This window comes from Halobaculum sp. D14, from assembly GCF_051195135.1.
Classification (GTDB): Archaea; Halobacteriota; Halobacteria; order Halobacteriales; family Haloferacaceae; genus JBNTKA01.
Genome location: NZ_JBNTKA010000002.1, coordinates 814,770 through 835,314 on the forward strand (window position 1 = coordinate 814,770; position 20,545 = coordinate 835,314).

Consider the following 20,545-nt stretch of genomic DNA (forward strand, 5'->3'; position numbering starts at 1 on the left):
GCGGGCGTCCGCCGGTCAGAAGTCGAGGCCGCGCGGCGCGGCGGACGGCGCGAGCGGCGGCTTCGGGAGCCGCGGCGGCACCGTCGGGTCGTTGTAGGCGGCGGGCGCGACGTCGTTCGGGCCGTCCGGGTAGAACAGCGACGCCAGCGTGTGCAGGTGGCTGCGGCCGACGCCGAGTTCGAACTGGCCGCCGCCGTACAGCGACACGTCGCGGTCCGCGGCCCACTCCAGCGTGTCGAACAGCGACTCCACGGACCCGAACCGCGACGGCTTCACGTTCAGCCACGACGGCTCGAACGGCAGGTCCTCGACGCTCTCGACGCCCGTAATCGGGTAGTCCCACGAGACGCGGTGCTCCTCGCCGTCGAACAGCGGCCGCGTCTCCTCGGTGAGCCCCGGGTCTTCGATGACGGCGTCGGGGAACGAGTCGAGCAGCGACCCGTAGTAGTCCGCGCCCGGCTCGACGGAGACGTCGCCGTCGTCGCGGTCGTACAGCGCCTTGAAATCCAGGATGCGGACGCGGTCGGCGGGCAGGGCCGCCACGACGTCGTCGGTCCACTCCCGCGTCGGGTCGAGCTTGAACTCCAGCCCCGGGACGCGGTCGGTCAGCGCCTCGACCCGGTCGGTCGACGGCGGCGTTCCGAGCCGCGTCGACGCCACGAACCGGACCGGGTCGCGGTCGCGGCCCAGCACGGCGCCGAGGTGCGTGTCGGACTGCCGGAGCGCCAAATCGAGCGCCGCCGACTCCACCGCCCAGCGCCGGTAGTGCCGCGCGGTCGGCCGCTCCGGCTGCTTCGTCGGGAACAGGTCGAGGTCGTCGAGCCGCGACGAGAACTCGCCGAACGTCCAGTCGCCGGCGAACGCGCCGCTGAAATCCACCGCCACCGTCGGCGCGCCGGCGTCGGGGTCGTCGAACAGCGCGTCGTGGTCCGCCGGCTCGTAACAGACGTCCTCGCCGCGGCCGAGTTCGCCGCCGCCCCGCAGCCGGAACGTCGTCGTCACGCGCTCGAACCCCGACGACGTGTCGCGGCAGCGACGCCGGAGCGACACCGAATCGATGGTCAGCGGCAGGTCGGCCACGGCCTCGAACAGGCTCATCGTTCGCCGTGACGGCCCCGACCGGCTTAGTAGTCAGGTCGAACCGGGCGGACGCGGAGTCGCACGACCGGCGGCGACGCCGGCGACGCCGACGGACGATCGCTCGCCGCCGTCCGAATCAGGGTCGATGCGGCGGCTGCGGGTCAGCCGTCGACGTGGCCGCGTTCGAGCAGTTTGACGCGCGTGGTGAGCGCGAGGAACGTCGCGAGCAGCGTCAGGACGACGGCGCCGACGGCGGCGTACTGGTGGGCGGGCCACGGGTGAGTGTACCAGCCGGTGACGGCGTCGACGACCTGCGGCGGCACCGTCGTGTGGTGCGGCGTCCCGACCACCGGGACGAAGTAGTCGACGACGTCGTTGACGCCGTACCACAGTACCGCGACGGCGACGGCGCGCACCGGGAAGTCGGTGATTCGGTGGAGCACGAACGCCTCGACGACCATCGCGAGGTGCGAGCAGTACAGGAACAGGTACATCGGCCAGCCGACGCCGATGAAGCCGTCGAAGAACACCGACAGCGTGTACGGCGTCCACAGCCCGAGCTTCAGGCAGCCGAAGAACGCCAGCGCCGACCAGTACGGGCTCGGCCGGTCCAGGTACCACAGCCCGAAGGCGACGCCGATGAACAGCGTCGCGACCGGCGAGTCCGGGACGAACGCCCACATCGCCGGCGGCTCCGCGGCGAACTGCCAGACGACGGCCGGCTCGGAGAACGGGTGGAAGCCGTAGTACCAGAAGCCGAAGGCGGTGCCGACGAGGTTGACGAGCGCGACGACCGGCGCCAGCCGCAGCCCGAGGTCTTCGACGGCGGCGGGCAGCGGCGCGACGTACCGCGGCAGGTCGCGGCGGCTCGGCAGGTCCGGGTCCGTGAGGTGGTCGACGATGGCGGACATGCGCGGTTCGCGTGTCGGTTCGTCGCCGACGGTATAGCCGTGGCGGTGCCGGCCGCGCCGCCCGTACCGGCCGCGTCGACGCGGCTGTCCCGTCGACGCCTGCGGCGCGGTCGGCTGCGCCGTCGACCGACGCACTCGCCGCGGCTCGCCCGGCTCCGCGGACCGGCACCGATTAAGCCGCCTCGGTACGAACGCCGACGCAGACCCGCCGTGTCCCGCTCACCGCCGAACCCCGTCCCGGAGTCGCTCGCGGAGTTCTACCTGACGACGCCGTTCACGCTGGCGCTGCTGCTCGTCGGGAACGCGCTCGCGTTCCTCGTCGGCGTCCGCTACTACCTCGCGACGATGCCGGCGGTGCCGGCGCTGCTCTGGCCGCTGTACGGCGACTCGCCGACGGCGCTCGCGCTCGGCACGCTCGTCCTCGCCGCCGTGGTGCCGTTCGTCGGCTACCGGCTGGAGTCGGTGCCGACGAACCGGATTCTCGCCGCGCTGTCCACGCTCGCGGTCGTCTGGCTGGTGAAGATGGGCGTCTGGACGTTCGTCGCGCTGAACGTCCCGCTCGTCCGCCCGGACCTCCCGGTCGACCTCTACGTCGGCTTCGACCGCGATTCGCTGTGGGCGTACTGGGGGATTCTGGCGACCCACGCCGCGTTCGTCGCGGAGGCGCTGCTGCTCGCGCGCGTCGGCCGGACGAGCAGGCGGCTGCTCGTCGGCGCCGCCGCGCTCGCGCTCGCGAACGACCTGTTCGACTACGGCTTCCTCCTCGGCCTGCCGCTCTCCGGGCACCCGCCGGTCCGGTACGAACCGGGCATGCTGCTCGGCGTCGCGTCCGTTGGAACGACCGTGCTCGCCGTCGCGGTCGCGGCCGCCGTCCTGCCGCGAAGCCGCCCGGATTCGGCCGACCAGTCGACGGACGGCGCCGCCGACCCCTGAGCCGCCCTGACGAACGCCTTTTGTCCTTCCGGCGCTCACTTCCGGTGTCCATGGATTCCGCGGTGCTCCTCGACCTCCTCGGCAACGAGAACCGCCGGCGTATCCTCCGGCTGCTCTCGCGCAAGCCCTGTTACGTCACGGAGATCTCGGAGTACCTCGGCGTCTCGCCGAAGGCCGTCATCGACCACCTCCGGAAACTGGAGGACGCCGGCCTCATCGAGAGCCACACCGACGACCGCCGCCGGAAGTACTTCCACATCGCCCAGGACGTCCGGCTGGAAGTGAACGTCTCCCGGCACGGCTTCGGGACGAAGTCGGCCTACCCGGCGAACCCGAGCCTCGACATCTCGGGGCGGTGCCCGCACGTCCGCATCGACATCGACCTGCCGGACGCACACGTCGACGGCGCGGAACGAAACGGCGCAGCCGGCGCCGAACGCAACGGCGCAGCCGGCGCCGACGCTGACGCAGACAGCGACGCGGCCCCGACCGACGACGCGGCTCCCGGTGGCGCCGCGGCCGACGGTACCGCAGCGGACGGTGCCGGAGCCGCGGACGCTGGAGCCGCGGACGCCGATGCGGCGGTGGAGGCCGGCGCCGCTCCGCCCGACAGCGCCGGCGGCGACCACGACGTCGGCGACCTCGCCGCTGAGTTCGAGCGGCTCCAGCAGCTCGAAAACGAGGTGTCGCTGGCGCAGCGCTGGGTGCACGGCCGCATGACGGCGCTGCTCGACCGGCTGAACGACCGGCTCGGCGTCGACGCCGACTCCCGGTTCTTCGCGCAACTGCTCAGCGCGGTGGATTCGACGGACGGGACGGTCCGCGCCATCGCCGGCGAGGTCAGCGCGGACCGCGGCACCATCGAAGAGGGGCTGCAGCAGCTCCGCGAGTCCGGCATGGTCGAACGCGACGGCGACCGCTGGGTCGTCGCGTAACCCGATTCGACGCTTCTCGCGGTTCGACGCCGCTCGTACCCGCCGGTCCGTCGCCGCGTCGCTCCGACTCAGACGTCGCGCGTGAGGCCGTCGCGGAGGTCGCGGCCGAAGTAGTAGCCCGCGACCGACAGGACCAGCCCGACGCCGACGCCGACGCCGGCGATGGGGACGCCGTAGTCCGCGAGGAGGTTCGTGCCGACGAGGACGCCGCCGACCGACAGCGTGCCGAGCAGGAACGCCGAGACGGCGGCGAGCGTCCCGGCGAACGCGGTTTCGAGGTAGGCGCGCCGACTCCTGACGAGCCCGAGCGCGAAACACGCCGCGAACAGCCCGACGTACCGGGTGAGTCCGCCGACGAGCGGCACGGCGCCGCCGACGAGCAGCCCCGCTGCGGCGACGACGAACGTCAGCAGCAGGCCGCGGAGCGTCACCGGCGACCGGCCCGACCCGACCGGCAGCCGACCGCGGAGCGACGGCACGCCGAACCGCGAGGAGCCGTCGGCACCGGCGTCGGGGCCGGCGTCGCCGGTCGCGTCCGCACCGCCGTCCGCGTCGTCGACGCGGTCCGCGTCGGCGTCCGCGTCCGGCTCCGCGCCGGCGACGTCGCGCTCGGCGAGCTCCTGCAGTTCGTCGACGCTCCGTGTCATGGCCGACGGTGCGGCGGCGACGCCAATGGGTCTTTCCCCGGCAGCGACGCCCGAGCGTGCTCGGACAAAGGCAGTTTCAAGTCCGGCGGCGCCGCTACCGTGAGGTAATGACACCGAGCCCCGGCGACCGCGTCCGCGTGGAGCGGAGCGGCGTCACGGACGAGGGCGTGCTGATGCCCTCGTCGGACGAAGCGCACCTGGTCGTGAAACTCGAAGGCGGCTACAACGTCGGCGTCGACCGCGAGGAGGCGACCGTCGAGGTGCTGGAGCGCGGCGCCCACGACGTCGACGAGGCGGGCGAGGAGGGCGGCGACGGCTCAGAAATCGAGTTCGACGAGGACCTGCCGACGGTGGCGCTCATCTCGACGGGCGGCACCATCGCGTCGACCGTCGACTACCGGACCGGCGCGGTGACGGCGCAGTTCGACGCCGAGGACGTGCTGCGGGCGGTGCCGGACCTCGCCGGCCGCGCGAACTACCGCGGTCGCGTCGTCGCGAACATGCTCTCGGAGAACATGGAGCCGTCGGTGTGGGTCGACCTCGCGGCGGCCGTCGCCGACGAGATCGAACGCGGCGCCGACGGCGTCGTCGTGATGCACGGCACCGACACGATGCAGTTCTCCGCGTCGGCGCTGTCGTTCATGCTGGACACGCCGGTTCCGGTCGTGTTCACCGGGAGCCAGCGCTCCGCCGACCGGCCGTCGTCGGACAACGTCATGAACGCGGTGTGCGCCGTCGAAGCCGCGAAGGCCGACTGCGCGGAGGTCATGGTCTGCATGCACGGGTCGCCGTCGGACGACTACTGCGCGCTCCACCGCGGGACGCGCGTCCGGAAGAACCACACGTCGCGCCGCGACGCCTTCGAGACCGTCGGCGCCGAGCCGCTCGGCCGCGTCGACTACGGCGTCGACGACACCGCGGTGTCGTTCGCGGACAAGCCCCGCCGGAGCCGCGGCGACGCCGACCTCGCCGTGGCCGCCGACCTGAACGAGGACGTGGAGCTGGTGAAGTTTACGCCCGGCATGGACCCGGCGGCGTGGGGCTACCTCGACGGCGCCGACGGCGTCGTCATCGAAGGGACGGGGCTCGGCCACGTCCACACCGACCTGATTCCGCGCGTCGAGTCGCTCGTCGACGCCGGCACCACGGTGGCGATGACGAGCCAGTGCATCGAGGGTCGCGTCTGCGACCGCGTCTACGACACCGGCCGCGACCTGCTCGACGCCGGCGTCGTCGAGGCCGGCGACACGCTCCCCGGGACGGCGAAGGTGAAGCTGATGTGGGCGCTGGCGAACGCCGACGACCCGGCGGACGCGATGGGGCGCGACCTCGCCGGCGAACTCACCGAGGAGTCGCGTCCGTGGACATGACGGGCGGCGACCGGCTGCGGGCCGACGGGGGCGCCGACCTGACGGTTCGGCAGGCGCGCGCCGCCGACGCCGACGCGGTCGCGGCGTTCACGCGGGACACGTGGAGCGAGCAGGGCGCCAGCGACTACCTTCCGGACGTGTTCCCGCACTGGGTGGAGTCGGACGGCCCGGACCAGCGGACGTTCGTCGTCGACGTGGACGACGGCGCGGACGTCGCGGGCGTCCTGCAGGGCGTCATGCTGAGCGACACGGAGGCGTGGGCGCAGGGGATGCGCGTCAACCCCGACTACCGCGGCCGCGGCCTCGGCACGAAACTCACCCGCGCCGTCTTCCAGTGGGCCCGCGACCGCGGCGCCGTCGTCTGCCGGAACATGGTGTTCTCGTGGAACGTCGCCGGCCTCGGCACCAGCCGCGCCGGCGGCTTCCGCCCCGGCGTCGAGTTCCGGTGGGCGACCCCGGAGCCGGACGGCGACGCGGAGCCGACGCTCACCGTCGAGGGCGACGCCGCCGCGGCGGACGCCGCGTGGGCGTTCTGGCAGCGAAGCGACGCCCGCACCGAACTCGACGGCCTCGTCATGGACGACGAGGAGACGTGGGCGTGCTCGGAGCTGCGCCGCGAACAGCTCCGCGAAGCGGCCGCCGCCGACCGGCTGTTCACGGTCGTCGACGGCGGCACCCGCGGCTTCACGTACCGCAGCTACACCACCGAGCGCGACGCGGACGACGGCGGCACGGAGACCCTCGGCGTCTACGGCGTCGCCGTCTGGGACGACGTGGAGACCGCGCGGGCGCTGTACCGCGCCGTCGCCCGCGACGCCGCCGCCGAAGGCATCGACAGCGTCCGGGTGCTCATCCCGGAGTCCGTCCGCTGGGTGTCCGACACCGCCGCCACCCGCACCGGCGTCTCCGACGAACCCGACTTCCTGCTCACCGCCGACCTCACCGACGACGCCCTCTTCTGACCACGGCGACGACCCCCGTCCTTCCGCCGCCGCCGACCGCCTGTCCGTCCACCAGCGACGACCGCCCGTCCAGCGTTCGGGCGGGACTGAAAGGGGCCGAGCGGTCGCGCGGCGAGACCCCGCAAGCACCGCAGCCGCCGAGCGAAGCGAGGCGGCGAGGCGCGCAGCGCGGGGCGCAGCCCGCGAGCGCGAGGGGGCTTTCGCGGTCGTCGCCGCGGTCGTTCCCGTTGCCGTCGGAGCAGTCGTCGGAGTAGTCATCAGGGTGGTCGTTCCAGCAGCCATCGCAGTTCCGCACTCCCGACGCAATCCCAGTCGCGGCTTCCAGGTCTCGGAACGCCGCATCGTTCACCGGTTCGGCGGCGGGCCGCGAGGCGCCCGGTTTTTACGGTGGTTCGCCGTAGCGGTGGACGTGACCCGTTTCGACGCCGACACGCCGGCGGACCGCCGAAAGCTGTTCGCGGACGCCGTCACCGCCCACCGGAACCGCGGCAGCCAGTTCCTCACCGTGGAGGCCGAGCCGCCGCGGGAGACGCTCGAATTCGGCGAGTCGACCGAGGACGCAGCGGACGCCGAGAACGCCGACGGCGACGCCGACGAGGACGCGGACGAGGAGCCGGCGGTGCCGCCGTGGGTGCAGTTCGCGGAGAAGACGTTCAACCTCGACTGCACCGACGAGGAGCTCGACCGGCTGCACGCGCTGCTCGACGACTACCCGGAGTTCCGCGTCGACGCCCGGGAGTCGCCGGAGGAGGCGGAGGGGACGAACGTCCGGATTTCGGCGCGGTCGGACGCGAACCGGCTCGCCGACTTCCTCGACCACGTGTTCACCGACGTGTACGACCGCGACGAGGACTACCGGGCGTGGGTGACGCAGATTTAGGCGGCCGCGGCGCCGCGAGTCGGCGTCCGGAACCGAAACGGGAAACGGAGCCGGAACCGGTCTCGGCTCGGCCGTTTCAGTCGCGGCCGACGAGGACGTACAGCGCGATGGCGGCGGCGACGCCGACGAGCCACGCGAACAGGCCGCCGGCCAGCGTCACGATCGCCCAGAGCGTCGCGTCGTCGTTGCCGCGGGCCTGCGCGTCCTGATACACCCAGTAGGCGGCGCCGACCGGGATGAGCACGCTGAAAATCGCGAACATCAGGAAGATGAGGATGAGCTCTGGGCCGCCGGGGATACCGCCGAACAGTGGGAGGGCTGGAATCACGAGCGGTCGGTCTCGTCCCGCCGACGTGTGCTTTTCGGTGCCGTGCTCGTGCCGGGGACCGGTCCATTCTCTCGGTTGTCTCCTTCCCTCTCGGTTCGCCACTCCCGATTCGCCGAGTCGGCGTCGCCGTTGCCGTCGCTGCCCCTGTCGCCGTCGCCGTCGTCGACTCCGGGGCCCGTCCGCAGCGTTCGGCTCGGAATCGCGCCGCTTTCAGCACGCCTTTATTCGTGGCTGCGGACGCTCCGCGTATGGCCGACTACCGAATTCTGCTGCTCGGGCCGCCGGGCGCCGGGAAGGGGACGCAGAGCAAGCGACTCGCCGACGAGTACGACCTCGACCACATCACGACCGGCGACGCGCTCCGCGCGAACAAGGAGATGGAGACGGAGTACGGGACGCCCGCCGAGTACATGGACGCCGGCGAACTCGTCCCGGACCCGGTCGTCAACGAAATCGTCGTCGCGGCGCTCGAAGACGCCGACGGCTTCGTGCTCGACGGCTACCCGCGCAACCTCGACCAGGCCGAGTTCCTCTCGGAGGAGACCGACCTGGACTACGTCATCTTCCTGGACGTCCCGGAGGACGAACTGGTCGACCGGCTCACCGGCCGCCGCGTCTGCCCGGAGTGCGGCGCGAACTACCACGTCGAGTTCGACCAGCCGGAGGAGGAGGGCGTCTGCGACGAGTGCGGCGCCGACCTCGTTCAGCGCGACGACGACACCGAAGAGACCGTCCGCGAACGCCTCCGCGTCTACCGGGAGAACACCGAGCCGGTCGTCGAGCACTACCGCGACGAGGGCGCGCTCGTCGAGGTGTCCGGCGAGGGCACCCCGGACGACGTCTTCGACCGGATTCAGGACGTCGTCGAGAACTGACGCGGCGGTTCCGAGAGTCGAGCGTCCTCGACTGGCTGTGGGTCGGCGCTGCGACCGGCCGCGGCTCGGCGCCGGGCCGATTGCTAAACCTTCTTACGGGCCGACCGCCTAGCCCGCCGTAATGGCACGTATCGAAGCGCGCGTCCGGGATCTCGCGTCGGAGCCCGAGATGCGCGACGCGATCGAGACCGTCCTGGAGCGCGCCGAGGACGGCGAAGTCAAGTGGACGGACGTCCGCGAGGACGTCTCCAGCGGCGCGTGGGGCCGGCTCATCGAGCGCGGCATCCTCGAGGACGGCGAGGCCGGCTTCCGGCTCGCCGACCGGGACGCCATCGAGTCCGGGCTGGAGTCGCCGGACGACGACCTCGGCGGCAGCAACGTCGAAATCCCGGACAAGGAGGGCGCGTCGTGGAGCATCTACGACAAGGCCGCCGCGGCCGTGACGGTGCTGTTCTTCATCGGCTACACCGTCTCCGAGGTCCGGAACGTCATCGGCTCCGCGATGGACGTCGTTCTCGGGCCGCTCCAGGAGGCGCTGCCGTTCTACGCGGTCATCATGGTCATCGCGACCATCACGGGGCTGTACTCGACGCTGCTCCGCGGGAACCTCATGGACATGGAGCGGATGGGCGCCTACCAGGAGCGCATGCAGGACATCCAGGAGCGCCGGAAAGCCGCGAAGGAGCGCGGCGACGACGACGCGCTCGACCGCATCCAGGAGGAGCAGATGGAGGCGATGGGCGACCAGCTCGGCATGTTCAAAGAGCAGTTCCGGCCGATGGTGTGGATCATGGTCATCACCATCCCGGCGTTCCTCTGGATGTACTGGAAGATCGGGCTGCGCGGCGGCGAGGCGCACGGCGAGTTCTCGCAGGTGGTGCTGCCGCTCGCCGGCACCGTCAGCTGGACCGACGGCGTGTTCATCATGCCGGCGTGGATCATCTGGTACTTCCTCTGCTCGATGGCGTTCAACCAGATCATCCAGAAGGCGCTCGACATCCAGATGTCGCCGTCGACGTCGTAACCGCGGACGCGACGACGACGTATCCGCGGACTCGATTCTCGGGCGGTCCGCCCTCCGGCCGGGTTCGGCGCGCGCACGTCGCCCCCTGTTTTATGCGGAGCCGGCGCCTACGACGGTTCCATGCGAGAGCCTCGCGTCCCCGAGTCGCTCGCCGGCACCGACGTCGTCGTGGTCGGCGGCGGCTTCGGCGGGCTCGCGACGAGCTGTTACCTGGCAGATGCCGGCGCCGACGTCACCGTGCTGGAGAAGAACGAGCAGATCGGCGGCCGCGCGTCAGTGCTGGAGGCCGACGGCTTCCGGTTCGACATGGGGCCGTCGTGGTACCTGATGCCGGACGTCTTCGAGACGTTCTTCGGGCACTTCGACCGCGCCGTCGACGACTACTACGCGCTGGAGCAGCTCGACCCGCACTACCGCGTCTTCTTCAAGGACGGCGACAGCGTCGAACTCGGCCCGGACCTGGCGGCGAACAAGGCGACGTTCGAGGGGTACGAGCCGGGCGCCGGCGCCGCGCTGGAGGAGTACCTCGCGAAGTCCCGGGAGAACTACGAGGTCGGGATGCGCCACTTCGTCTACGAGCGCCGCGACCGCTTCCGCGACTTCGTCGACCCGGCGGTGCTGCGGCACGCCCGCGGCCTGTCGCTGCTCGGGACGATGCAAGAGCACGTCGAGGAGTACTTCGACCACCCGAAGCTCCAGCAGCTGATGCAGTACACGCTGGTGTTCCTCGGCGGGTCGCCGCACAACACGCCGGCGCTGTACAACCTGATGAGCCACGTCGACTTCAACCTCGGCGTCCACTACCCGGAGGGCGGCATCGGCTCCGTCGTCGACGGCATCGCCGAACTCGGCCGCGAACTCGGCGTCGAGTTCGTCACCGACGCCGCCGTCACGGGCATCGAGGGGCGGCGCGGCGGCTTCGCGGTCGACGTCGCCGGCGGCGACCGCTACCTCGCCGACCGCGTCGTCAGCGACGCCGACTACGCCTACACGGAGCAGGAGCTGCTGCCGCCCGAAAAGCGGCAGTACGACGCGGACTACTGGGAGAGCCGGACGTACGCGCCGTCGGCGTTCCTGCTGTACCTCGGCGTCGAGGGCGACCTCTCGGAGCTCGCTCACCACACGCTGGTGCTGCCGACCGACTGGGACGACCACTTCGCCGAAATCTTCGACGACCCGGCGTGGCCCGACGACCCGGCGTACTACGTCTGCGCGCCGTCGAAAACGGACGACAGCGTCGCGCCCGACGGCCACAGCGCGCTGTTCGTGCTCGTCCCCATCGCCGCGGGGCTGGACGACACGCCCGAGCGCCGCGACGCCTACCGCGACCAGGTGCTCGACGACGTCGCCGCCAACACCGGCGTCGACCTCCGCGACCGCATCGTGTTCGAAGAGCGGTTCGCGGTCGACGACTTCGCCGACCGGTACAACGCGACGCGCGGGTCGGCGCTCGGACTGGCGCACACGCTCCGGCAGACCGCGCCGCTCCGGCCGAGCCACCGGTCGTCCGCGGTCGACGGGCTCTACTTCACCGGGTCGTACACGTCGCCCGGAATCGGCGTCCCGATGTGTCTCATCAGCGGCCTGCTCACAGCCGAACTGCTCGCCGAGGACTGACGACTCCCTGACTGACCAGCCCATGTCTCGACTCACCGCCGCCGACGTCGCCGGCCGACTCGGCTACCTGCTTCGGCTGTCGCGGCCGCGGTTCTGGCTGTACCTCGCCGGCCCGGTGCTCGTCGGCGTCGCCTACGGCGCCCCGACGGTCCCGGCGCTCGTCGGCGCGCTGCCGGCCGCGCTGTTCGCCTACTTCCTGCTGCCGGCGAACCTGCTGCTGTACGGCGTCAACGACGTGTTCGACCGCGACGTCGACGCCGCGAACCCGGAGAAGAAAGGCGAGGACGCCCCGGAGGTGCGGTACGACGGCGGCGCGCTGGTACCGGCCGTCGTCGTCGCCGCGGCGGCGCTGTCGGCGCCGCTGCTCGTCGCGTCGCCGCCGGCGGCCCGGCCGTACCTCGTCGGCTTCCTCGCGCTCGGCGTCGCGTACTCGGCGCCGCCGCTGCGGCTGAAGACGTCGCCGCCGCTCGACTCCGTCTCGAACGGCCTGTACGTGCTGCCCGGCGCGGCCGCCTACGCCGCCGTCGCCGGTCACCATCCGCCGCTGGCAGCGCTCGCCGGCGGCTGGCTGTGGGCGATGGGGATGCACACGTTCTCGGCGGCGCCCGACATCGAACCGGACCGCGCGGCCGGCATCCGGACGACCGCGACCGTGCTCGGCGAGGCGTGGACGCTGCGGTACTGCGCGGCGTGCTGGCTGCTCGCGGCCGCCGCGTTCGCCGCGGTCCACCCGCTGCTCGCCGCGCCGCTCGCCCTCTACCCGCTGCTCGTCGCCGCGATTCGGCTCGGCGGCGTCGCCGTCGACCGGGCGTACTGGTGGTTCCCCGCGGTCAACACCGCCGTCGGCGCCGCGCTCACCGTCGGCGGACTCGCCCGGCTCGTCCCGCCGGAGGCGGTGCTGCCGTGACCGACGCCGCGTCCCGACTCGGCCGGCTGCGCGGACTCGCGGACCGGCTCCCCGAGTCGCGGCGCGACGCGGAGGCGGCGCTCGACGACCTGGTGCGCGACAACCGGTTCACTATCGCCGTCGTGTTCCCGCTGGTCGGCGCCGCAATGCTGCTCGCGTCCGCGACCGTGCCGGCGGTGCCGGACTGGCTCGCGTTCAACGGCTGGCTCGTCCTGTTCGGCACCGCCGTGATGCGGCTCCCGCTCGTCGCCGGCGTCGCGCCGCTGACGGACCGCCGGGCCGCCGCCGGCGTCGCGCTGCTGTCGCTGTACGCGTACGGAATCGAGTACGTCGGCGTCCACACCGGCTGGCCGTACGGCGAGTTCGTCTACGGCGTCGCGCTCGGCCCGACCGTCGCCGGCGTCCCGCTCGGCCTCCCGGTGTTCTTCGTGCCACTCGTCGTCAACGCCTACCTGCTGTGCCTGCTGCTGCTCGGCGGGCGCGCCGCCCACGGCCCGACGCGGCTCGCCGCCGTCGTCGGCCTCGTCGTCCTGCTCGACGTCGTGCTCGACCCGGCGGCCGTCGCGCTCGAATTCTGGACGTACCCCGGGGTCGGAGCCGACGCCGCGGTGACGGAAGCAGCGGCCGGCGCAGGAGCGGCGGGCGCAGCGGGGCTCGTCGACCGGGTGTTCGGCGGCGCGCTCGGCGCGTTCAGCGGCGGCGGCTTCTACGGCGTCCCGGCGTCCAACTTCGCCGGCTGGGTGCTGTCCGCGACCGTCTCCGTCGGCATCCTCGACCGGTCGTTCGACCGCGCCGCGCTGACCGCGCGGCTCGCCGACTGCGAGTTCATGCTCGACGACATGGTGAGCTTCGTGCTGCTGTGGGGCGCCGTCAACGCCGTCTTCGCCAACTGGGTCGCCGTCGCGGTCGCGGCCGGCATCGGCGCCGGCCTCGTCGCCGCCGACCGGTTCGACGCCGCGCTGTTCACACAGCCGTTCCGCCGCGGGTAAGGGAAGTCGCGCGCCGCGTCGACCGCTCCGACGCCGACCGCTCCGTCACCGCGGACCGCTCCGACGCCGCGGATGCCGCCTCGGTCGCCGACGGTCGCGGTCAGCGCGCCGGCGACGTGTCGCTGTGCCGGGTGTCGGCGTGCGCGTGGTCGCCGTACGGCACGCAGCTCACCGACCGGAACACGGCCTCCGGGTCTTTCGTCCGAATCCACGCCCACCACGTCCGGGCGAGCAGCACCGTCTTCCGCACCGCGCCGAGCTGCGGCGTCGCCGTGAGCGTGTCGTAGCCGCGGCGCCGAACGAGCCGGTGGTGTTCGGCGTACAGGACGGCCGAGAGCAGCACCGCGAACCGGCAGTCGGCCGGCAGGTACTGGATGCCGGCGACGCCCTCCTTGTACAGCTCCTCGGCGCGCTGCGTCTCGTGACGAATCGCCGCGGCGACGTCGTCGTCGAACTCGAACCGACGCAGCTGGTCTGCGGTGACGCCGTAGCGGTCGAGCGTCTCTTCGGGCAGGTAGACGCGGTCGCGCTCGACGATGTCCTCGCGGACGTCGCGGACGAAGTTGGTGAGCTGGAACGCCTCGCCGAGCGCCGTCGCGTGCGTCCGCGCCTGCTCGGGCAGCTCCGGGTCCATCACGGCCGTCATCATCCGGCCGACCGCGGCGGCGGAGCCGTCCATGTACGCCTCCAGTTCGTCGTACGTCTCGTAGCGATCCGTCTCGATGTCCGACAGCATCGCGTCCACGAAGACGTCGACGTCCTCGTCGGCGATGCCGTACTCCTCGCGGACCGCCGAGAACGCCGACACCACCGGGTCGACGTCGGCGCTGGTGGCGCCGGCGGCAGCGTCGACGCCGGCGACGTCGCCGTCGTCGTCGTCGGCAGCGGCGCTCGGGTCCTCCGGTGGCCCCGACGAATCGGCCGAATCTGCTGCGTCAGCCAGGTCCGCGGCGTCCGTCTCGGCCGATTCGTCGGCGTCGGTCCGGCCGAGCGCCACGTCGCGGAGGCGTTCGAGTCGGGCGCGCTGTTCGGCCGGCGGCGCCGGGTCGGGGTCGTCGACGACCTCGTCGGCGACCCGGAAGAACGCGTACAGGACGTACGTCGGGTGCCGGATTCGTTCGGGGAGGAGCCGGGTGGCGAAGTGGAAGGTTCTCCCGGTGCGCTGCTGGATTCGTTTGCTGCGGGCGAGCTGTTCGTCGGCTACCATGACCACGTCGAGGCGACCTCGAATCGGGCGGTCCGGTTCCCTCCACGCATTTGAGTAGAACCTGAGACGGCGTCCAGAACCATAACAGTTGGTGACGGCTCCGCGGCGCGCGCACCACCGCGGCTCGCCTCGGCAGAACGGGCCGGCGGGTTAGTAGAACGTGTCGGCGCAGTCGAACACGACTCCGTGCTCCGGGCAGACGTACTTGCAGTGCCGGTGATTCATCGACGCACCGCAGTACGGGCACGGCCGCGTCCGCTTCACCGTCTCGGCCGCCTCGGCGTCGCCGCCGGCGTCGGCACCGTCGGCGTCGCTGGCGTCGTCGACGCCGCGGTCAGCGTCACCGGCGTCCCCGCTGCGCTCCCGGTCGCTCATACCGGCGTTCGCGTCGCCGCCGCCAAAGCAGTTCGGGTCCGCCCGGACCGGCCGTCTCGGCGTCGACCCGGGATTCCACAAGCGACTTAGCGCCCGGTCGCCGACTCGGTGACATGATCGCTATCGTCGGTGGCGGCATCGCGGGGCTGTCCGCCGCCTACCGGCTCCGCCAGCGCGGCCACGACGTCCGCGTGTTCGAGGCCGGCGGCGACGACGCCCTCGGCGGCCTCGCGCGCACCTACGACACCGCCGGCGACGACGTCGAACAGTTCTACCACCACCTCTCGAAGTCCGAACAGACCATCGTCGACCTCGCCGAGGAACTCGGCGTCGGCGACGCCGTCGAGTGGCGCGTCGGCAAGAACGCCTACTACGTCGACGGTACCGTCTACCCGATGGACACGCCGTGGGAGATTCTGGCGTTCCCGCACTGGAGCCTCTACGACAAGTTCCGGCTCGCGATGCTGACGCTCGACGTCGACGTCCGCGGCGGCGTCCCGTCGTTCGACACCTACGAGCGGCTCGAGGACTTCGAACACCAGTCCGCCGTCGAGTTCGCGAAAGCGCACACCACCGAGAACGTCTACGACACCTTCTTCGACCCGCTGCTCGACGCGAAGTTCGGCGACCGGAAGCACGACGTGTCGGCGGCGTGGCTGCTCGGCCGCATCAAGTTCCGCGGCGAACGCGACCTGCTCCGCGGCGAAATCCTCGGCTACTTCGACGGCAGTTTCAGCGTCCTCGTGGACGCGCTCGTCGACGCCGTCGGCCGCGACAACGTCGAGACGAACGCCCCCGTCACCGACGTCGGCGTCGAGGACGGCGCCGTCGCGTCCGTCACGGTCGACGGCGACGACGGCCCGCGGACCGAACCGGTCGACGACGTCGTCGTCACGACGATGCCGAACGTCCTGGAGGACCTCACCGGCTACCCCTGCGACATCGACTTCCAGGCCGCCGTCTGCGCCGTCGTCACGCTGGACGACCAGCTCACCGACACGTACTGGCTGAACGTCGCCGACGACGCCCCGTTCGGCGCGCTCATCGAACACACGAACTTCGTGCCGCCGGAGCGCTACGGCGGCGACCACCTGCTGTACCTCGCGAGCTACGTCCAGAGCGACGACGAGTGGCTGTGGGCCGCTGACGACGACGAAATCCGGACCCGGTGGCTCGCCGGCGTCGAGGACCTGTTCCCGTCGTTCGACCGGGGCGACGTCACCGACTTCCGGCTGGCGCGCGCCCCGCGCGCCGCCCCGATTTACGAGCAGGGCTACCTCGACATGGTGGTGCCGTACGACCTCGGCGACGACGTCGCCGACGGCCTCTACTACGCCGGCATGGCGTCGGAGGCGCAGTACCCCGAACGCAGCCTCAACGGCGGCGTCCTCGCCGGCTACGAGTGCGCCGACCGCATCGCCGAGCGCCGCGAGTGACGGCTCGGCTCCGCCGGAGCCGGCCGCGCTGACGGACGCGAAACGCCCGGAAACAAGCCGCGGCTCCACTTCCGCCCGGCGCCGACCCGTGACACCGAGCGGTAGCGACCCGGAGCCGGCGGTTCGCCGCCGAAGCCGCGGTTTCACTTCCGCTCCGTGCGTGGCTCGCGGTTAAGCGCGTCCCGGCGGAAGCGTGTCGCATGCACGGCCCAGAGCCGATTCGGGACGACGGCGCCGACGGGGCACAGCTCGACCAGCCGACGCTCGACGACGGCGTGACGCTGCTCCGGCCGCCCGACGCGCGGTCGACCGCGCTGCACCGCCTCGTCGTCGACGCGCTCGCGGACGCCGACCGGGCGGGCGGCCCGGCGTACTGGGTCGACGCCCGCAACGCCGCCGTCTCGCACGCGCTGTACCGGCTGGCGCCCGCCGACCGGGCGCTCCGCGGGCTGCAGGTCGCGCGGGCGTTCACGGCGTACCAGCACCTCGAACTGGTCCGGACGCTCGCGCGGCGCGCCCGGCCCGGCACGCGGCTCGTCGTCGCGCCGAACGTCGCGTCGCTGTACCGCGACGGCGACGTCCCGGACGGCGAAGCCGACCGGCTGCTCCGCGCCGCGCTCGCGACGCTGTCCGAACTCGGGGACGCGCTGGACTGCCCGGTGGTGGTCTCCGCCACCGGCGACGACGACCACGCCGACCGCGTCGCCGACGCCGCCGACCGCGTCGTCGACTGCGAGCGGACCGCCCTCGGCCTGACGTACGACGCGCCCGGGTTCGACGTCGACGGCTACCACCGCGGCGACCACTGGCAGACCACCATCCCGTACTGGGTCGACCTGTGCGGTCGGCTTGAGCCGGTCGATCCGCGGTTCACCGCGGAGGTGCCGGCGTGACCCGCGTGACACGCGTCGCTCCCGCTCACCAACTCGCTGTCGACGTCGTCGGCGTCGTCGCTGTCCTCGTCGGCGTCGTCGCCGCAGCCGGAGGTGGGCGCTGATGGGACGGACGAACCCGACGTACCGGCGGTTCCTCGAATCGTACGAGCAGGACTGGTCGACGTTCCGGCGGGCGCTGCGCGCACAGCACCGCGACGACTTCGACCGGCTGTTCGAGCGCGCGGCCGAGCACGCCGCGGCCGCCGGGATGCAGAACCCGACGGACCCGACTGAGGCGCTGCTCGTGTCGCTGCTCGTCGCGCACGAAACCGAGATTCGGCGGCTCCGCGCGCGGCTGGACAGCGTCGAGGGCGGCGACGCGGCGGCCGGTGCGGCGGCCGACGCGACTGACGCGGCGGCTGACGCGACGGCCGACCGGCCCGCGGACGAATGACCGTCTCGCTGGAGTTCGTCGACGGCGACGTCGTCGAGTGGCGCCGCGGCGACGCGGGCGTCGAGCGGCGGCGCGTCACGGACTACGAACCGGCGCTGTTCGTCGACGGCCCCGACGACACACTCGACCGGCTCGCGGACTGGCTCGCCGGCGACGACCGCGTCACGGAGACCGGGTTCGCGGAGCGGTTCCCGTCGCTGCACGACCGCGAGCCGAGCCGGATGCTCCGCGTCGCGGCCGCGGACGCGCGGGCGGTCCGGCCGGTCGCGCGCCGCGTCCGCCGGGAGTTCGAGACGGCGACTGCGGCCCCCGGGACGCTCCGGCTGTTCGACGTCGACCTCGACCCGGGGTTCCGGTACTGCCTCGACACCGGCACCGACCCGGCGCCGACGCGCGACCCCCGGACGCTCCGCGTCGACCTGCCGACCGACGCGCTCGCCGGCGGCGACGTCTCCGCGCTCCGCGTCGACGGCGACGACGCGGGCGACACCGAAGCCGAGGCGGTCGAGACGCTCGCCGCGCGGCTCGCCGCGGTCGACCCGGACGCGCTGGTGGTGTCGAGCGCGGACGTCGTCCCGACGGTTTCGGCGCGCGCGGACGCCGTCGACGTCCCGTTCCGGTGGGGCCGGGAAACCCCGGCGGACCGCGGCTGGCGGCGGCTCGCCGGCGAGAACACGTACCACAGCTACGGCCGCGTCGGGCACTCGCCGGCGCGGTACGCCGTCCCCGGCCGAGCGGTTCTCGACCGCTCGAACAGCTTCCTGTGGGGGAAAGCCGGGCTGGACGGCCTGCTGTACCTCGTGGCGCGCTCCGGGCGGCCGCTGCAGGAGGCGGGCCGCGCCAGCATCGGCGGCATCCTGACGTCGATGCAGATTCGGCACGCCCGCGCCCGCGACGTGCCGGCGCCGTGGCGGCCGTGGGAGGCCGAGCAGTTCAAGCCGCTGTCGACGCTGCACGACGCCGACCGCGGCGGCGCCACGCTCGCGCCGACCGTCGGCTACCACGAGGACGTCGTCGAACTCGACTTCGCGTCGCTGTACCCCGAACTCATCCGGCAGCACAACCTCAGCGCCGAGACCGTCCGCTGCGGCTGCTGTGACGGCGACGACGTCCCCGGGCTCGGCTACAGCGTCTGCGACCGCGAAGGGTTCCTGCCGGGCGTCCTCGCCCGCCTGCTCGACGACCGGGCGCGCTGCAAGCGCCGGGCCGCCGACGGCGACGACGCCGCCGGCCGCGTCGCCGACGCCATCAAGTGGGTGCTGGTGTCCTGCTTCGGCTACCAGGGCTACCGGAACGCGAAGTTCGGCGTCATCGAGTGCCACGAAGCCATCAACGCGTTCGCCCGCGAGGCGCTGCTCGACGCCAAGGACGCCTTCGAACGCGGCGGCTGGTCCGTGCTGCACGCCATCGTCGACAGCGTCTGGATTCGGGCCGACGGCGACGACCCCGCCGACCCCGCGTCGCTCGCGGCGGCCGCGACGGACGCCGCGTCGGTGCCGCTGGAGCACGAAGCCGACTACGACTGGGTGTGTTTCGTGCCGAAGCGCGGCTCGCAGACCGGCGCGCTCACACGCTACTTCGGTCGGCGCAGCGACGGCGGCTTCCGCGTCCGCGGCATCGAGTGCCGGCAGCGCAGCACGCCCGCGTTCGTCGCGGACGCCCAGCGCGACCTCCTCCGGGCGTTCGACGCCGACCGGACGCCGGAGGCGGTCTGCGACCGGCTCGCCGGGCAGCTCCGCCGGCTCCGCCGCGGCGACGTCGACCCGTCGCGGCTCGTCGTCGACGCCCGCGCGTCGAAGTCCGTCGACGAGTACGACCGCGAGACGCTCACCGCGGCGGCGCTGGAGCGGTACGCCGACGCCGGCGTCGACCGCGCCGCCGGCCAGTCGGTCGCGTACGTCGTCACCGACGACGACGCCCGCGGCCGCGGCCGCGTCCGACTCCCGTTCGAGGACCCGGACCGCTACGACGCCGACTACTACCGCCGCCGACTGCTCCGCGCCGCCGAGAGCGTCGTCTCGCCGGTCGGCTGGGACCGCGACCGCATCGAACGGTTCCTCGCCGGCAGCCGCGACGCGACGCTGTCGGCGTTCTGAACGCGGCGACCGGGAGAACCGAGAGAATCTGCGGCGGCGTCAGTCGGCGTTCGCTTCGTCCTCGTCGACGCCGGGGGCGTCCGTCACGGAGACGTCGTCCGGCTCCTCGGCGCCGCCGGTCGTCAGTTCGCCGTCGCCGTCGACGACGTAGGCGTCGTCCGCGAAGCCGGCGACGGCGTTCTCGAACTCCCCTTCGGCCATCGCGTCAGGCGTCGCCGGCGCGTCAGCGACGCCGCCGTCGGGGGCGAACTCGCCGAGCGGGTCGTCGATGGTGACGCCGTGGTCGGCGAAGAACTCCTCGTAGCGCCGGTAGTGCGCCTCCAGTTCGTCGGCCGGGAACTCCATCATCTCCGCCCAGCCGTGGTTGAAGAAGTCGAAGTTCGCCTGGATGTGCGTGATTTCGCGCGCCTCCGCCTCCGGGTAGCCCCCGTCGAGCGCCGCGAGGTAGGCGTCCATGGTGGCGTCGAAGAAGTCGTCGAGGTGGTCGCGCCGCTCCTCGCGGTGCGCCTCGTCGGCGCGGCCGAGGAAGACGTCGGTGTGCAGCCCGACGAGTCGGTCGTGGACGACGTTGCCGACGACCGGCGTCGTCAGTGCCTGCTTCGCGGCCCAGTGACGGACGTTCTGCCGGAGCTTCATCGACGGAA

21 protein-coding genes and 1 pseudogene are annotated in these 20,545 nt (G+C 72.5%); 15 read left to right on the top strand and 7 right to left on the bottom strand.

What is annotated here, in order from left to right:
* Positions 1-15 precede the first annotated feature (15 nt).
* Both ACQUST_RS09990 and ACQUST_RS09995 read right to left on the bottom strand, forming a co-directional pair.
* Positions 16-1,098 (bottom strand): hypothetical protein, encoded by a 1,083-nt coding sequence (locus ACQUST_RS09990; RefSeq protein WP_435127824.1) that lies wholly within the window; start codon positions 1,096-1,098, stop codon positions 16-18.
* A 143-nt stretch (positions 1,099-1,241) separates the two neighbouring features.
* Positions 1,242-1,991 carry a DUF1405 domain-containing protein gene (locus ACQUST_RS09995; protein WP_435127826.1) on the bottom strand — a complete coding sequence of 250 codons (750 nt, stop codon included), beginning with the start codon at positions 1,989-1,991 and terminating at the stop codon, positions 1,242-1,244.
* Positions 1,992-2,201: 210 nt separating this feature from the next.
* On the opposite strand from ACQUST_RS09995, the gene ACQUST_RS10000 reads away from it, so the two are divergent.
* The 3 genes and pseudogenes from ACQUST_RS10000 (at position 2,202) to ACQUST_RS10010 (ending at position 3,859) form a co-directional block, all read left to right on the top strand.
* The gene (locus tag ACQUST_RS10000; protein WP_435127827.1) at positions 2,202-2,924 is read left to right on the top strand and encodes a DUF1405 domain-containing protein; all 723 of its coding nucleotides are present in this window, start codon (positions 2,202-2,204) and stop codon (positions 2,922-2,924) included.
* Positions 2,925-2,974: 50 nt separating this feature from the next.
* A pseudogene (locus ACQUST_RS10005) lies at positions 2,975-3,307 on the top strand (ArsR/SmtB family transcription factor); the annotation flags it as partial.
* On the top strand, positions 3,302-3,859 hold the full coding sequence (locus ACQUST_RS10010; protein ID WP_435128171.1) for a hypothetical protein: 558 nt from the start codon (positions 3,302-3,304) through the stop codon (positions 3,857-3,859). The pseudogene ACQUST_RS10005 and the gene ACQUST_RS10010, both read left to right, overlap by 6 nt.
* A 68-nt stretch (positions 3,860-3,927) precedes the next feature.
* On the opposite strand, the gene ACQUST_RS10015 is transcribed toward ACQUST_RS10010, so the two are convergent.
* Entirely contained in the window at positions 3,928-4,506 is a 579-nt protein-coding gene (locus ACQUST_RS10015) for a hypothetical protein (protein WP_435127829.1), read from the bottom strand.
* A 107-nt stretch (positions 4,507-4,613) separates the two neighbouring features.
* Between ACQUST_RS10015 and gatD the strand changes: the two genes are divergently transcribed.
* The 3 genes from gatD to ACQUST_RS10030 all read left to right on the top strand — a co-directional run bounded on the left by gatD (position 4,614) and on the right by ACQUST_RS10030 (position 7,718).
* The gene (gene gatD / locus ACQUST_RS10020) at positions 4,614-5,876 is read left to right on the top strand and encodes a Glu-tRNA(Gln) amidotransferase subunit GatD (protein ID WP_435127830.1); all 1,263 of its coding nucleotides are present in this window, start codon (positions 4,614-4,616) and stop codon (positions 5,874-5,876) included.
* Positions 5,873-6,838: a GNAT family N-acetyltransferase gene (locus tag ACQUST_RS10025; protein ID WP_435128173.1), complete on the top strand. Its 966-nt coding sequence runs from the start codon at positions 5,873-5,875 to the stop codon at positions 6,836-6,838. The genes gatD and ACQUST_RS10025 overlap by 4 nt, the downstream gene beginning before the upstream one ends.
* Positions 6,839-7,247: 409 nt before the next feature.
* The gene (locus tag ACQUST_RS10030) at positions 7,248-7,718 is read left to right on the top strand and encodes a hypothetical protein (RefSeq protein WP_435127831.1); all 471 of its coding nucleotides are present in this window, start codon (positions 7,248-7,250) and stop codon (positions 7,716-7,718) included.
* A gap of 76 nt (positions 7,719-7,794) precedes the next feature.
* Here the strand turns inward: ACQUST_RS10030 and ACQUST_RS10035 are convergent, their stop codons facing one another.
* Positions 7,795-8,046: a hypothetical protein gene (locus ACQUST_RS10035; RefSeq protein WP_435127833.1), complete on the bottom strand. Its 252-nt coding sequence runs from the start codon at positions 8,044-8,046 to the stop codon at positions 7,795-7,797.
* Positions 8,047-8,294: 248 nt separating this feature from the next.
* Here ACQUST_RS10035 and ACQUST_RS10040 point away from each other — a divergent pair, with 248 nt between their 5' ends.
* From ACQUST_RS10040 to ACQUST_RS10060, 5 genes are all read left to right on the top strand, one after another.
* Complete coding sequence (locus ACQUST_RS10040; protein ID WP_435127834.1) at positions 8,295-8,921, top strand: adenylate kinase; 627 nt, start codon at positions 8,295-8,297, stop codon at positions 8,919-8,921.
* A 121-nt stretch (positions 8,922-9,042) separates the two neighbouring features.
* Positions 9,043-9,945, top strand: coding sequence for a DUF106 domain-containing protein (locus ACQUST_RS10045; RefSeq protein WP_435127836.1), 903 nt, complete (start codon positions 9,043-9,045; stop codon positions 9,943-9,945).
* A 120-nt stretch (positions 9,946-10,065) separates the two neighbouring features.
* Positions 10,066-11,562 carry a phytoene desaturase family protein gene (locus ACQUST_RS10050; RefSeq protein WP_435127838.1) on the top strand — a complete coding sequence of 499 codons (1,497 nt, stop codon included), beginning with the start codon at positions 10,066-10,068 and terminating at the stop codon, positions 11,560-11,562.
* Between the two features lie 22 nt (positions 11,563-11,584).
* Positions 11,585-12,469, top strand: coding sequence for a prenyltransferase (locus tag ACQUST_RS10055; RefSeq protein WP_435127839.1), 885 nt, complete (start codon positions 11,585-11,587; stop codon positions 12,467-12,469).
* A complete protein-coding gene (locus tag ACQUST_RS10060; RefSeq protein ID WP_435127841.1) occupies positions 12,466-13,458 on the top strand; it encodes a carotenoid biosynthesis protein in 993 nt (330 codons plus the stop codon). Before ACQUST_RS10055 ends, ACQUST_RS10060 begins: the two co-directional genes overlap by 4 nt.
* A gap of 100 nt (positions 13,459-13,558) precedes the next feature.
* Here ACQUST_RS10060 and ACQUST_RS10065 read toward each other — a convergent pair whose 3' ends face one another.
* The gene (locus ACQUST_RS10065) at positions 13,559-14,665 is read right to left on the bottom strand and encodes a phytoene/squalene synthase family protein (protein WP_435128174.1); all 1,107 of its coding nucleotides are present in this window, start codon (positions 14,663-14,665) and stop codon (positions 13,559-13,561) included.
* A 150-nt stretch (positions 14,666-14,815) separates the two neighbouring features.
* Complete coding sequence (locus tag ACQUST_RS10070) at positions 14,816-14,929, bottom strand: HVO_2523 family zinc finger protein (protein WP_435128176.1); 114 nt, start codon at positions 14,927-14,929, stop codon at positions 14,816-14,818.
* A gap of 224 nt (positions 14,930-15,153) precedes the next feature.
* On the opposite strand from ACQUST_RS10070, the gene ACQUST_RS10075 reads away from it, so the two are divergent.
* The 4 genes from ACQUST_RS10075 (at position 15,154) to ACQUST_RS10090 (ending at position 19,901) form a co-directional block, all read left to right on the top strand.
* Entirely contained in the window at positions 15,154-16,476 is a 1,323-nt protein-coding gene (locus tag ACQUST_RS10075; protein ID WP_435127843.1) for an NAD(P)/FAD-dependent oxidoreductase, read from the top strand.
* Between the two features lie 200 nt (positions 16,477-16,676).
* A complete protein-coding gene (locus ACQUST_RS10080; RefSeq protein WP_435127845.1) occupies positions 16,677-17,369 on the top strand; it encodes a hypothetical protein in 693 nt (230 codons plus the stop codon).
* A 103-nt stretch (positions 17,370-17,472) separates the two neighbouring features.
* Positions 17,473-17,805, top strand: a complete 333-nt coding sequence (locus ACQUST_RS10085) for a hypothetical protein (protein ID WP_435127847.1) — start codon at positions 17,473-17,475, stop codon at positions 17,803-17,805.
* Positions 17,802-19,901 (top strand): type B DNA-directed DNA polymerase, encoded by a 2,100-nt coding sequence (locus tag ACQUST_RS10090; RefSeq protein ID WP_435127849.1) that lies wholly within the window; start codon positions 17,802-17,804, stop codon positions 19,899-19,901. The genes ACQUST_RS10085 and ACQUST_RS10090 overlap by 4 nt, the downstream gene beginning before the upstream one ends.
* Before the next feature lie 39 nt (positions 19,902-19,940).
* Here the strand turns inward: ACQUST_RS10090 and ACQUST_RS10095 are convergent, their stop codons facing one another.
* Positions 19,941-20,537 (bottom strand): DUF6149 family protein, encoded by a 597-nt coding sequence (locus ACQUST_RS10095; protein ID WP_435127851.1) that lies wholly within the window; start codon positions 20,535-20,537, stop codon positions 19,941-19,943.
* Positions 20,538-20,545 lie beyond the last annotated feature (8 nt).